This window comes from Oculatella sp. LEGE 06141, assembly GCF_015207605.1.
GTDB lineage: Bacteria > Cyanobacteriota > Cyanobacteriia > Elainellales > Elainellaceae > Oculatella.
In genome coordinates, this window is record NZ_JADEWO010000010.1 from 110,294 (window position 1) to 123,502 (window position 13,209).

The following is a 13,209-nucleotide window of genomic DNA, read 5'->3' on the forward strand; positions in this document are numbered from 1 at the left end:
GTAGGTTAGCGCTCGCGAAACTCTACCGTATCTTTGCGAATGGTGACATCGTAATGGCCAAAGAAGTTGTGCCCTAGCAATCCCGTTTGCATATCAGCCCCGGCGATCGCCACTAATACGTTTTGCGCGATCGCGCCATTGACTTCAATCGAGTTGACGTACCCCAGAGGAAAGGTCACATCTTTGGCGCTGGCGGTATCCATCGTGGCTTCCGCAACAGGAACTACGCCCAACGCCGAGGCCATGCGCTGAGTAATCAGAGTACCGCTAGCGCCACTGTCTACAATCATGTCAAACGGTTGGCTACCGTTGAACGTGACTCGAATTACTGGCGTGCCGCCAGCTCGTCGCACGATAGGCGCAACGTAAACCAGGTTGCTGCCCGCCTGTGCCGCTTGCGAAGATACGATCGGTGCCGACTGGGTCTTTCCTGAGGTGAAGCGGTCTGGTTCAGCGGTGGCTGGTTGGGGTTGCGATCGCACAGTAACGACCCCATCCGATGCCATCAACGGACGGTTAGCCTGTTGTTGAGCATAGGTTAAGTTGCGTCGATACTCTACCAGCTTACGCTGCGCCACTGCATGGTTGGGGCTAGCGCTCGGTACGGCAGCCATTAAATCGATCGCCTGTTGCCAGCGACTGACCACCAGTTGCCAGTCGTCTTGCGACTGAGCCGATTGCCCAAACGTAAACGCGCTAGAGGCTTTGGCGATCGCATCCTGATAGAAACGGCTCGACTCGTGGGTTGCCTGGGGTGGGGATGCAGCCGTCGGAGATTCGGAACGTGGAGCCGTAGTCTCGCTGGCAGGCGCGATCGCCTCATCAACTGAGGCCGCCGTTTCTGTTGAGTCCGCTCTAAAAAGGCTAAGGAACTGATGATCGCAGGCGCTAAGGCTGGCTAAGATACCAGACAGTAACAGAACCGTCGTACTCAATCGAAAAAAAAGTGGCATAGCCAGAATGTTCTAAGACAATTCAACGAACAAAACACCATTACCATAGGTTTTGCTTCCTGTTTTGCCGCCGAAGCACCGCTCAGCGGAAATCTAATTATCTCGATATGATGATAAAGGCTGTGATTCTTTCACTACTATTCCCAATCTAGTCGTAGGATAATAGCGCTTAACCTAAATCGCCCTGAGGAATACTATGCAGACTGCTGCTCAACCTGCTCTACTCGTTTTGGCAGACGGAACAGTATATCGAGGTTGGTCATTTGGTGCCTCCGGTACGGTCATTGGTGAAGTGGTGTTCAACACCGGAATGACCGGTTATCAGGAAGTGCTAACTGACCCGAGTTATCGCGGTCAAATTATTACCTTCACCTATCCAGAGTTGGGAAACACGGGTGTCAATCCCGAGGATGAAGAGTCGATTGAGCCGCAGGTTAGAGGCGCGATCGCCCGTAACATTTGCCATCGACCCAGCAACTGGCGCTCAACCCAATCATTACCCGATTATTTGAAGCAGCATAACATTCCTGGCATCTACGGCGTAGATACCCGTGCCCTTACCCGCAAACTCCGCTCTAGCGGCGCGATGAACGGCGCTATTTCCACAGAAATACTCGACCCAGCAGATTTACTGCTGCGCGTACAGGAAGCGCCTAGCATGGCGGGGTTAAACCTGGTGCAGGAGGTTAGCACCCAAAATGTGTACGAGTGGGCTGATCCAACCGATGTTAGCTGGGAGTTTCGACCAACCCTCACGACACCAGAAGCATCGTTCACGGTCGTTGCCATCGACTTTGGCATCAAACGCAACATCTTACGTCGCCTTGCTAGCTACGGTTGCCGGGTTATCGTAGTTCCCGTAAATACCCCTGCTGATGAGATCCTGAAGTACAATCCAGACGGCATTTTTCTATCGAACGGCCCCGGCGACCCAGCAACCGTACTCGACGGCATTGAAACCACTAAAGCGCTGTTGGCGAGTCAAAGACCCATTTTTGGCATTTGCATGGGGCATCAAATTTTGGGGTTATCCCTGGGTGCCGATACGTTTAAGCTTAAATTTGGGCATCGCGGCTTGAACCAACCCGCCGGACTGAAGCAGCGGGTTGAAATTACCAGCCAAAACCACGGCTTTGCCATCGATGCTGACTCTCTCGCCAAAACAGAGGTAGAAATCACCCATCTCAACCTTAACGATCGCACCATTGCCGGGTTGCGCCACAAAACGTTGCCCATTTTCTCGGTGCAGTACCACCCAGAAGCCAGTCCTGGCCCCCACGATGCCGACTATTTGTTCGAGCAGTTTGTTAACGCCATGCGGGAAAGTCGCCAGCAACACGGCGATCGCCTCTTGCCCAATCTTGAAGTCAGCAGCAATTCTTGAGCCATCCCTCTCCTTCAGGCGCTTCCCAGTTCGCCCTCGCTCTCCATACCGCCAGTCCAGAGTTGGGGCTGGCACTCAGCAACTTACAGGGAGAAGACCGTCATCAAGTTTGGGACTTGGGGCGATCGCTCTCAACCGATCTACATTTGTATCTCAATGAATTCATCCAGCCTTACCGCTGGACAGATCTAGCCTGGATTGCGGTGGCTAAAGGGCCAGGGGGATTCACGGGCACTCGTTTAGGAGTCGTTACCGCCCGCACCTTAGCCCAGCAGTTAAATATTCCCCTCTATGCCATTTCTACGCTGGCTGCGATCGCCTGGTCAGCGTCTCTGCAACCGCACCACCCCTCGTGGACAGTCGAAACCATTGCGCTAGAAGCCGCCCTCCGGACAGCGCAAACTGACCACTCCAACGCCATCGACATCGCTGTGCAGATGCCTGCCCAACGGGGAGAACTTTATACGGCCATCTACTCTGTTGATCACCAGAAATTGAGCGAACGGTTTCCAGATAGCGTTCTAAACCACGAGAAGTGGCAACAGACCCTTGCAAATTGGGATAAACCCATTCGTCTTATTCAAGTCTCAGGCAGCCTGGGTGAGTCTGTTACCGCACTGCTGGCACTGGCGCTGCACGACTGGCAAAAGGGTACCCGCCCCAACTGGACAAATGCCCTGCCGTTTTATGGTCAAAGCCCTGTATAAACTCTGATACCTGTATGGATCTTAGTACCTGTAATCCTAGGGCGTGATTTAAAACTCCTGATTGCTCGGTTACATTGTGCTTTTTGCCCCCTAAGTCCCCCATGGGGGACTTAGAATCGTTCAAAAGTCTATAGAGTTGGGACTTCCGGGATTTAAAACACGCCCTAGCAATGGATAGGATATCCATTCCCTAACCATCTCGATGCCCCCATAGGAGTGAGGAATATCAGACAGTCTTTAGGTGTACCGTTCCTGCCTGAGTCCTGACTCCCACGGCTAGAAGCGCGTGGGAGTGGCTCCAGACTTTGCCTTAGCAGTTGAAAGCCAGACCCAACATGCATCTTAACCATTTCAACTTGCAATTCAGCAAAGTCTTCAATTATGAAGGGAACCTTTAGTTCAACTTAAGCGTCTGTTTTATAGGATTGAGTCTGTGTTGCTGCAAAGTCGATTGAGGAACGACCTATGCTGCCTGCGAACTGTCTCGATAGGCGCTTGAACCTTCTAAATTTTGATCAGACAGGTCTTGCAGCATTTGATCATAGGGGTCATCATCAACAATCTCATTGCGAACCCATTCATCAAAGGTTTGTTTAATCGTCCGTGGAAACGAAACCAGCCAATTCAGTTTTGATGCGGTGTGTGCTGTATTCATAAAATTGACAACAGAAGTTTGTGAAGCGAGGCTGCTACGAGTTAGGCACCAGAGATAGATGGATTGGTAGATTGTTGGCACAGACTGCGTTAGCACACTGTGTTGACCACTGAACTTATGTAGCTTATATAACTTATATAACCTGTCTTCCTACAGATAGATGTAAAGTTTCTACAAAACTCAAACGTCCGTTTGAGCGATAAAAAACTACATAAATCGGTTGGAAGATCGAAGAAGAACGGATGAAAGTGGCACTGTTGCGACGTTACTTCATCCTGATATTATCTCTTCTAGCCGATCGACCACTGCTCCGGACTTTATTGGATATTTAAACTTCATCGATGTTTTACGGTATCCGCCTTCAATGGATAGGGGAATTGCTGTAGACGACGGTCCGTCAGGCTCCCAAACTCCATCGTGGTCAAGCCATGGCTTGAAGACATTTACCAGAAGACATGTACCAGTAGTATTCCCCGACAGTGTGCTGTGCTATCTAACGGCACGCTTGTCTCTAGATGTCGTTAGATGTAATACATACTGCTTAACCGTTGACGTGCCTCTCGTTGTTGTCGCAAATCTTGAATCGTATGCTGCTGAAGCACTGTCCTTGCTTTTTGCTGTGCTTCTTTCCACACCTCGCGTACTATTCCGCGATCGACTCCTTCGGGTTGTCGTCCCTGCTTTGAGTCGCTACCCACTTCTAGACAGTTGAACACGTCTAGCAAGGTGATTTGCCAGGGTTCTCGTGCTAACAGATAGCCGCCCCGATTCCCCCGCTGACTGCGAACAATACCAGCATGGCGCAAAGATGCAAAGACTTGTTCTAGATATCGGTCGGGAATGCCCTGGTTAGCAGCAATCTGCTTGATTTGCAGCGGTTCTCCCCGCTCAAAATAGGTTGAAAGTTCCAGTAGAGCAACTAAGGCATATTCGACCTTGCAGGACAGTTCCATAGAAATAGTATCAGGCGACGTCAACAAGCCTTCTTACTATACCCCGGTTTGTTGGTAGAGATATGTGAGTTTGCTACTAAAACTGAAGCAGTAACATCGATAACCAACGGGATGACCAACGGTGAGATAGGGTTGATGGCAAACAGGAGATTGGGAGCCAGATGGGTTTCAGCCATTCGACCAGGGTTGCTGTCATAAGGTTAAGGGCGTGGAGTTTAAAAATTGCGGCTTAGCCATTCGCCAGGGGCAACCGCACTCGGAAGCAGCTTCCCTCGCCCACCCGACTGTTAACTGTGATTTCACCGTTGTGCTGTTGTGCGATCGCCTGAGCAATTGCCAACCCTAACCCCAATCCACCAGCGCGATGCGATCGGGCGCGATCGGCTCGCCAAAAGCGCTGAAAAACCAGACGAATTCGTTCGGGTGCAATGCCAATTCCTGTATCCTGGACGCTAACCACAACGTGTTTGCTGCCCTGTTTCATAGAGAGTGTCACCGTTCCCCCGGAGGAGGTGTATTGCAGCGCGTTTTCCAACAGGTTTGAAAAGAGACGAGTTAGCCTTGCGGCATCCCCAATCACCATGACATCGGGCAACAGGTCTGATTGGAACGTAATCCCGCGCTGTTGCGCCTGGGAGTCTAAAAGAGCCAGCAGATCTTGTAACACTTTGTAGAGATAAATTGGAGCCTTGTCGTTGTTCAACACCATAACGGCAGCATCCGTTCGGGCCAGGAAGAGGAGATCTTCTACCAGGTGAGTCATCTGGTTGGTGGCGCTGGCGATCGCAAACAGCTTCTTCGAGTCTTTAGGATGAATTCGTTCGGGGTGTTTTAAGATCACCTCAATTGAAGTTTTGACGGCCGTTAAAGGGCTGCGTAGCTCATGGGAGGCATCGGCAGTAAATTGCTTCAGTTGCTCAAAACTTTGTTGGGTAGGTAACAGAGATTTTTGCACCAGCCACACTCCACCAATACCGCTCAAGCCCAAAGCCACTATGCCACCCAGCCCTAATCCCCAACGGAGTTTGGCAATTACTTCCTCAATTTCTTTGGTCGATTCGCTGGCACGGATGTAGCCTTCCAGGGTTGGAATGGGCAAATCTGAACTTTGTAAGTAGACCGGAATCGTAAAAGTGCGAATTTGTTGCCGCTTCAACGTCAAAATTCCAGTTCTGACAGGTAAGCTAACTTGAATCGCGCCTCGGGTTGCCAGTTCTCTACCGTTTAAATCAAACCAGGTCAAGCTCTGTTGATTGCGACGAAACAGCTCTTGCCAGGGAATTTCTGCCCGCTCGTCTAAATGCTCGTCACCTTGAATTTTAACGGCAGTTAGGCTGGGAGCCGCCGATTGAGCCAGGGTGAGCAGGCGGCTGTCAAGCTGTTGGTAAAGGCTATGCACAAAAAAAAGGTATGCGGCTGAAGCCGATGTCCCAAAGATTGCGGCCATAACTGCCAGATACGTAAGCAGAAGACGCCAGCCTAAGTTCTTGAACATGTCTGGTCTAGTCGCAGTGGCTAGTAAAGTTGCTTGAGCCGATAGCCCAACCCATGTACCGTTTCGATCAAATCGGTGGGGGCACCCGCTAGTTTAAGCTTTTGCCGCAGTCCTTTGATGTGCGATCGGACGGTTTCTTCTGTCGGCGGCTCTTCATAGGACCAGAGCCGTTCTAATATTTGACCGCTGCTAAACACCCGGCGATTGTTACGAAGAAACAGCTCCAGCAAAGAATATTCTTTTGGCGTTAGCGACAGCATCTGCCCGTCGTAACTTACTTCACAGCTACTGGGGTCAAGATGGAGACTTCCCCATTCAAAGATAGGCGGCAAAGAGCCACCCCCACGCCGCAGCAAAGACCGAATTCGAGCTGAAAGTTCTTCTAAATCGAAGGGTTTAACCATATAGTCATCGGCTCCGGCATCCAGCCCCATAACTTTGTCGCTAATGGTGTCGCGTGCGGTCAGCATGAGGATAGGAGTATCGCACCGTTGAGAACGCAATTCACGGCAGAGCGTAATACCATCGATTTCGGGAAGCATTACGTCTAGCAAAATTAGATCGTAAGCAAATGCATCCAGCATCTCCCATGCGCTACGTCCGTTGTGGGCAACGTCAATAGTGTAATTCTGGTCGGTCAGGTCTTCTACCAGTGCATCGGCAATGCGCTCGTCATCTTCTACTAGCAAGAGCTTCATGAATTGCGCCTCGGTCAAACGTAGAGTAAGCAAACACGGGCTAAACCAAAAGCTAACTCGCCGGGATTCAACTCAATCTTGCGATGGATGAGGGACGGTTAAGTTAGCCAATCTCCCTGCCCATTGTTAAAGATGCGGTGAGGCAAATGACACTGCCATAGTACAGATTGTTGAGCGCACACCCAATAAGAAAGCAGCCCGTTGAGATGCGATCGCATCTGCAACGAACTGCTGGGCTGAATGTCTAATGAATTGAACGCTAAGCTAGACGCTTAGTTTGGAAGCAATTGCTGGACTTGTTGCTGCAACGCCGGGTCTTGCCGGATGGCCGCCAAGATTTGATTGAAGCGCTCTGGCTCTAATCCCTGAGATTGCAATACTTGAGCTTGCTGCGACAAAGTTTCGCGTTCAATAGACTGAATTTGAGCGATCGCCTCTTCAAACGACTGCTGCTCATCTTCAGAAACCTCAGAGCTTGGTGTGGCGGTAGGAGACTGTTGAGACTGGAAGATCTCGGTAAACCGCTCACGGCTCAAGCCAGACGACTGAATCGTTTGAGCTACCTCTTGCTGAGCAGACTGCTCCAGGGCTTGCAGTTCTGGAATAGCATTCGCAAACTGCTGCAATTCCGCCTGAGAGACATCAGTTGCCGGAGCGGAAGTGCCAGGTGCCGCTGGGGCAGTAGGTGCCGGAGCACTGGGGGGAGCCTGACCCAATTCCGCAGCACCTAGATCAGCAGATGGGCTAGACTCCGGTGCCATCGCGCCGGGGTCGCTGAACCCATCGTCACCGCTCGGTTCCGTGGTGTCATCTTGAATCTGCGTAGGAACGCCCGGATCGGCTTCTGGGTCCGTCGTCTCTTCGACTGGCTCGCCACTCGATGGGCTGAGGGCATCCTCAGACGGACGGGTTCCAGGGGCCATTGTACCGGGTGTCATTGTGCCGGGTGTCATTGCACCGGGGTCGCTGAACCCATCGTCATCACTCGGTTCCGTGGTGTCGTCTTGAATCTGCGTAGGAACGCCCGGATCGGCTTCTGGGTCCGTCGTCTCTTCGACTGGTTCATCACTCGATGGGTTGAGGGCATCCTCAGACCACCCGCTTTCTGGTGCCGCAGCACCAGGCGCAGTGGCACCATCTTCGCACCGAGAGTTTAATGGGAACCGCTCACACAGGATTTCTAATCCTTGAGGAGAGAGTTCAAATTCAGTCGTTGCGCTTGATTCTTCATCTGCTGTTTGAGCCACCTCGGTTGTAGATTCGCTGGAAGTAGAGCCAGGTGCTGACTGAGCCAAAACAGGAAGGCTAAGTAAAGCACTAGCGCTTACTACCCCAACGATTCCAGGAAGCTTTTTGAGCAGAGCAAAGTAATTATGTGCGCTCATCGGATAATTCCTCGTATCTGTGAACTGAGAGTAGTGGGTCCTGGTTAATCTGGGTTCGTAGTGAAGCTTTAAACCCTAGCCGCCCGGAGGTGCCTCGGCACCAGGGGATGGCACGGCTGGGTCAGCCGCCGGATTAGCTGGAGATTCCATTCCAGGGGACTCCATACCACCCGCTTCGGGAGAGAGAGCCGGGTCTGAGCTGGGAGCATCCGCTCCAGGTTGACAAGCCCCTAACACTGCTGCTGCTCCGAGCGCTAGTGGTAAGACAAAAAACTTCAGTCTCACAGTTAATACCTCCTGTAACGTTTCGTGGGCAGGGAGTTAAGGCATCTCACTCAAGGCGATCGCTTTGCTAAGCTGTCGCGGGGAGTCGTCTGCTTGGTTTGGGTTCAGGCAATATCAGCAGAGGGTGACGTTCTAATTGCGATCGCCCCATTAGGAGACGCTTAATCTCTAAATCGATGAAGGTAGGCATTAGGCCATTTCATCTGCCGTTCACTGTCAACAGTAAGGGCTAGATGTGAAGATTTTGTGGAGAGGATAAAGAATCAATGAAGAAACTGTTGATTACTGGGGCGAGTGGCTTCCTGGGATGGCATCTTTGCCAGTTGGCGCGATCGCAGTGGCAGGTCTATGGAACGTGTCATGCCCACTCGGTTGATTTACCCGATACGACACTGTTTCCGGTTGATTTAACTGACTTCAACGCCCTTAAAGCCCTGTTTCAAACCCTGCATCCCGATGCCGTAATTCATGCGGCTGCGTTATCTCAACCAAATCGCTGCGAAGTGGAACCTGAAGCCTCATATCTGATTAACGTCACCGCATCTTGCAACCTGGCAGGGCTATGTGCCGATGCTCAAATTCCCTGCGTGTTCACATCAACGGAGATGGTCTTTGATGGATTGAATCCACCGTATCGTGAGACGGATTTAGTCTGCCCGGTCAACCGCTATGGTGAACAAAAAGTAGCAGCAGAAACAGGCATGATGGAGCGCCATCCCATGATGGCTATCTGCCGAATGCCGCTCATGTTTGGAGCCGTGCCCCACGCTCAAAGCTTTATTCAACCCTTTATTCAAACCTTACAGGCAGGGCGATCGCTCAATCTATTTGTGGACGAAATTCGCACACCAGTCAGCGGTGAATCGGCAGCACAGGGAATTTTGCTGGCGTTAGAGCAGGTTAGGGGGCGCATCGTTCATTTGGGCGGCAGAGAACGGCTATCGCGCTATCAGTTTGGTTGTCTTATGGTTGAGGTGCTGGGACTGCCCACAAACCTCAATCCCTGCCATCAAGCGGATGTTAAAATGGCGGCACCCAGACCGCCAGATCTCTCGTTAGACAGCTCATTTGCATTTGGTTTGGGGTATCAACCGGGCTTAGTTCGAGACGAGTTGGAGCGGTTGGCGATCGCATTGCGTCCCGATTGATCGCCAACCCGTTAACGGCACTCTCAAGTAGATAGAGGGATTAGCAGAACATCTGTCTCACTGGCTCACCAGGGTGTGAATGGCTTGAATCAGGTTATCCAGTTCCGACTCCAGCGTGAAGTAGTGAACGCACGCACGCACGCAGTCTGGCTCCAGGATAGTGCGAAGCATGATGTTTTGCTTTTCCAGCGTTTGCACCAGCCATTTATGGACATCTTGCCGCGCATGGTTGACCCGAAAGGATACCAATCCGGCTTCGGGAGGAGCAGTTCTCAGACAGGTAATTTGCGGCAGATCGGTTAACCCTTGCCAGAGATAGCGGCTCAAATGCTGAATTCGCTGGTAGCGCTCTTGCGCGCTGCCCCATTGCTGATGAATGGCGATCGCCTCTCTCAATCCGGCAAACAGCGTGTAGTCTGACGTGGCGACTTCATAGCGTCGCGCATCGGGTTGCCAAACCGTTGTTTGCACGCTCGAAGCCTGAGTAATGCCACGCCAACCAATGAATGTGGGGTTGAGGCTTGCCATTGCCGCTGGGTGAACGTACAACCCACCCACACCTGCAGGACCGCACCACCACTTGTGCCCGGTAAAGGCATAAAAGTCGGCCTCTGACTCTGGCAAATTGAGCGGTAACACGCCAACTGACTGAGCCGCATCAACCAACACTCTAACGGTGCCAGACTGCGCTGGGTACTGGTGGCAAAGGGCACTAATTTCGGCCAGGGGCAATACTTGCCCCGTGTTCCAAAGAATATGACTGATGACAACGAGGCGAGTAGTGGGGCGTAAATGTTGCTCAATAACGGCAACCGGATCACCGTCGTTTAACGTTGCCATTAACGGGCAGGTGGACACGTCTACCCCAAAACGGCGGCGAATCTCAAGGGCAGCAGCGACAATGCCGGGATGTTCACAATCTGACAGCAACAGGTGATCGCCTGCCTGCCAATCAATTCCCCATAAAGCGATGTTGCATCCCACTGATACGTCTTCGGTCAACGCGATGGTTGTAGCAGTTGTGCCTAGCTCTGAGGCGATCGACTCTCGCATCTGGTTGGCTTCTTGCCCAACCCAGGCATTAATGGCGTTCGAAAAAGGGCCAACTTGCTGAATATGTTCATGCGCCATCTGAATAGCCGCGATCGAGCGTTGCGGCATGGCACCCTGACCGCCGTAATTGAAATATGCTTTATTGGTTAATGCTGGAAATAATTGGCGATGCTGTTGGAGTTGCACCAACGTTGAAGAAGCCGTCGTCATGATGCCCTAGTTGCAGAAAACTCTCGCATTGTACCAAGGTGTATAGATAAACGTAGTCTGGCAAACGGTTCAACTGGTGCAGGGCTGCGGCTCGTTTTCTACCTATCCTTGTTCTCTACCTATCTTGGCTAACAGTTTGTGGCTCACCCAATCTGAAACAAGCCAGGATGACTGATTGACAATTGACTGAAAAAAACAGGCTAGATTGCGATCGAACGAATAAAATCAAGCTAAAGTCATAGATATGGGGGGCAGTTACCTTAAACCAGTTTTGCAGAGTTCATCAGGCGAGTTATCCAGTTAAGTTTCACCCACTATGAAGCACTGCGATCAGAGTACTGTTTTCAATAGATATTTGCCTGTATTTGAAAGAGTAGCCGCCACTATTTCAGTTGAGTGCTTAGAGACGGTCTCGTCAAGCAAGGGCGATCGCTTGAGTAGACAGGCCACGCCTCAGAAAGCCGCGCCTCAAAGAAAAGTCGGTTCTGAGGTAGCCTGTACTCGCGTCCAACTTAATCTGAGCGGTTTTGTCCGTTAACCCCTACAGACCCAACTTCTTCGGGGCTGAGGGGAACCACCTCGCCCCGCCCACTATCTTGCCAAACCATCACCAACGGTTACAGTCGGTTCCATCTTCTGACCGTGCTCATGCTCTATGGCTGACAGATGAGCTTTTGTTTAATTACCAACGCTGCAATCGTCGCGCCTTTCTGGATCTCTACGGTGACCTGAGCCAGCGTGACCCTCCGAGCGATTATTTACGCAAGCTGCGGCAAGACAGCCTGCAACATCAACGGTCGATTGTTGGAGATGACCCAGTTCACGCGCCAACCTATCCGCGAGAAGATTGGCTAACGGGAGCCGCTAAAACGCTAGAGCTGATGCAGCAGGGTGCCGATCGCATTGCTCAAGGGGTTTTGGTTGTAGAACGCGAAAACGGGCTACGCCTGGTTAGCCGTCCGAGCTTACTTATTAAACAGCCTGGGTTTTCGTATTTTGGCGATTGGCTCTACGAAACGGTTGACATCAAGCTCGGTAAGCGCCCCAAGCTAGATTATCAAATGATCGCCGCTTACCATGCCTATGTGCTGGCAGAGGTGCAGGGGGCGTGGGCCGAAACAAGCTGGCTGATGTTGCGACAGCGGGGTGCCTATGCTGTTGATTTAGTGGAAATGCTGCCGCGCATGCAGGACATTTTGGAGAACTGTATGCAAATGCTCATTGAGCAGCAAGAACCAGATGTGTTTATTGCCCATAACCGCTGTGATTTGTGCCATTGGGCTAGTTTCTGTTACGACATTGCTCGCACCGACCAGCATCTATCGTTGTTACCTGGCGTTACTCCCAATCGCTATACACAGCTCAAGGCTCTTAAACTGACGACGCTGGATGCGTTGGCGATCGCACCAGCTAAACGGCTAGAACCGTTGCCTGGGTTTGGCTTTCAGGTCGCTTCCAAACTGGTTAAGCAGGCGCAGGCAACGCTTCAAAATAAAGCATTAGCCTTGCCGCAGCGGTTAGATATCAGCGCTCCCCTGCTGACGACCGCCGAACTGCCAACGGATACGGTTGAGCTTTACTTTGATATTGAAGCCGCTCCCGACCAAAACTTGGTGTATTTGCACGGTGTGCTGGTGGTCGATCGGCTGGCTCAAACTGAAGCCTTTCACGCCTTGCTTGCCGAACATCAAGATGATGAAAGCTTAGTGTGGGAGCAACTGTTGGAACTGCTCTGGCGCTATCCCTCTGCACCCATCTTCCATTTTTGCCCGTATGAAGTGCAAACGGTGCGGCGGTTGGCGGTTGAATACAACACGCCTGAGCATTTGATTACGCCCCTAGTCGAACGATTTGTTGACCTGCATGAACGGGTTACTCGCGTAGCAACCATGCCCGTTGAAAGCTATGCCCTGAAACCGATCGCCCGCTGGATTGGGTTTGATTGGCGCGATGCAGATGCTAATGGTGCCCAATCTATTTACTGGTATGACCAATGGTTAGCAACAGGCGATCGCCGTTTTCTGGAGTCTATTCTGCGCTACAACGAAGATGATTGCCGTGCCACCTATCACGTTAAAGATTGGCTGGTCGATTTTACTCAGGGCAACGGCTTCCGGTGATGGAATAATCCTGACTGACTGACAAGTTGCAAAGTCCCAGCGCTTTTGTGTGTTGAGGTTCGTAGTGGTTACCCCAACCTCACAACGAGGGGTCAGTTAGCCAGGGGGTAATCAGACTGGGGGAGAATAACCTTGTCAACAAGGGCTTCAGTCCCTGATTATT

At 51.6% G+C, this 13,209-nt stretch carries 13 protein-coding genes; 5 read left to right on the forward strand and 8 right to left on the reverse strand.

Annotated elements, in window-relative coordinates:
- Positions 1-5: 5 nt before the first annotated feature.
- Positions 6-953, reverse strand: coding sequence for a TIGR02281 family clan AA aspartic protease (locus tag IQ268_RS09875; protein ID WP_193877977.1), 948 nt, complete (start codon positions 951-953; stop codon positions 6-8).
- Positions 954-1,149: 196 nt separating this feature from the next.
- Here IQ268_RS09875 and carA point away from each other — a divergent pair, with 196 nt between their 5' ends.
- Together carA and tsaB are read left to right on the forward strand one after the other, a co-directional pair.
- Positions 1,150-2,337 carry a glutamine-hydrolyzing carbamoyl-phosphate synthase small subunit gene (carA, locus tag IQ268_RS09880; RefSeq protein WP_193877984.1) on the forward strand — a complete coding sequence of 396 codons (1,188 nt, stop codon included), beginning with the start codon at positions 1,150-1,152 and terminating at the stop codon, positions 2,335-2,337.
- Positions 2,334-3,044 carry a tRNA (adenosine(37)-N6)-threonylcarbamoyltransferase complex dimerization subunit type 1 TsaB gene (tsaB, locus tag IQ268_RS09885; RefSeq protein WP_193877986.1) on the forward strand — a complete coding sequence of 237 codons (711 nt, stop codon included), beginning with the start codon at positions 2,334-2,336 and terminating at the stop codon, positions 3,042-3,044. Before carA ends, tsaB begins: the two co-directional genes overlap by 4 nt.
- Positions 3,045-3,507: 463 nt before the next feature.
- Here the strand turns inward: tsaB and IQ268_RS09890 are convergent, their stop codons facing one another.
- The 6 genes from IQ268_RS09890 to IQ268_RS09915 form a co-directional block, all read right to left on the reverse strand.
- A complete protein-coding gene (locus IQ268_RS09890) occupies positions 3,508-3,699 on the reverse strand; it encodes a hypothetical protein (protein ID WP_193877988.1) in 192 nt (63 codons plus the stop codon).
- Positions 3,700-4,220: 521 nt separating this feature from the next.
- Positions 4,221-4,652 carry an Rrf2 family transcriptional regulator gene (locus IQ268_RS09895; RefSeq protein ID WP_193877991.1) on the reverse strand — a complete coding sequence of 144 codons (432 nt, stop codon included), beginning with the start codon at positions 4,650-4,652 and terminating at the stop codon, positions 4,221-4,223.
- Between the two features lie 229 nt (positions 4,653-4,881).
- Positions 4,882-6,099, reverse strand: a complete 1,218-nt coding sequence (locus IQ268_RS09900) for a cell wall metabolism sensor histidine kinase WalK (protein WP_228035233.1) — start codon at positions 6,097-6,099, stop codon at positions 4,882-4,884.
- A 68-nt stretch (positions 6,100-6,167) separates the two neighbouring features.
- Positions 6,168-6,845, reverse strand: coding sequence for a response regulator transcription factor (locus tag IQ268_RS09905; RefSeq protein WP_193877995.1), 678 nt, complete (start codon positions 6,843-6,845; stop codon positions 6,168-6,170).
- A 272-nt stretch (positions 6,846-7,117) separates the two neighbouring features.
- Positions 7,118-8,230, reverse strand: a complete 1,113-nt coding sequence (locus IQ268_RS09910) for a DUF4168 domain-containing protein (RefSeq protein WP_193877996.1) — start codon at positions 8,228-8,230, stop codon at positions 7,118-7,120.
- Positions 8,231-8,305: 75 nt separating this feature from the next.
- Entirely contained in the window at positions 8,306-8,515 is a 210-nt protein-coding gene (locus IQ268_RS09915) for a hypothetical protein (RefSeq protein ID WP_193877997.1), read from the reverse strand.
- 24 nt (positions 8,516-8,539) lie between these two features.
- Here IQ268_RS09915 and IQ268_RS09920 point away from each other — a divergent pair, with 24 nt between their 5' ends.
- Positions 8,540-8,680 carry a hypothetical protein gene (locus IQ268_RS09920; protein ID WP_193877998.1) on the forward strand — a complete coding sequence of 47 codons (141 nt, stop codon included), beginning with the start codon at positions 8,540-8,542 and terminating at the stop codon, positions 8,678-8,680.
- Positions 8,681-8,781: 101 nt separating this feature from the next.
- Entirely contained in the window at positions 8,782-9,663 is an 882-nt protein-coding gene (locus tag IQ268_RS09925; protein WP_193877999.1) for an NAD(P)-dependent oxidoreductase, read from the forward strand.
- Positions 9,664-9,720: 57 nt separating this feature from the next.
- Here IQ268_RS09925 and IQ268_RS09930 read toward each other — a convergent pair whose 3' ends face one another.
- Complete coding sequence (locus IQ268_RS09930; RefSeq protein WP_193878000.1) at positions 9,721-10,926, reverse strand: aminotransferase class V-fold PLP-dependent enzyme; 1,206 nt, start codon at positions 10,924-10,926, stop codon at positions 9,721-9,723.
- A 596-nt stretch (positions 10,927-11,522) separates the two neighbouring features.
- On the opposite strand from IQ268_RS09930, the gene IQ268_RS09935 reads away from it, so the two are divergent.
- Positions 11,523-13,046: a TM0106 family RecB-like putative nuclease gene (locus IQ268_RS09935; protein WP_228035234.1), complete on the forward strand. Its 1,524-nt coding sequence runs from the start codon at positions 11,523-11,525 to the stop codon at positions 13,044-13,046.
- Positions 13,047-13,209 lie beyond the last annotated feature (163 nt).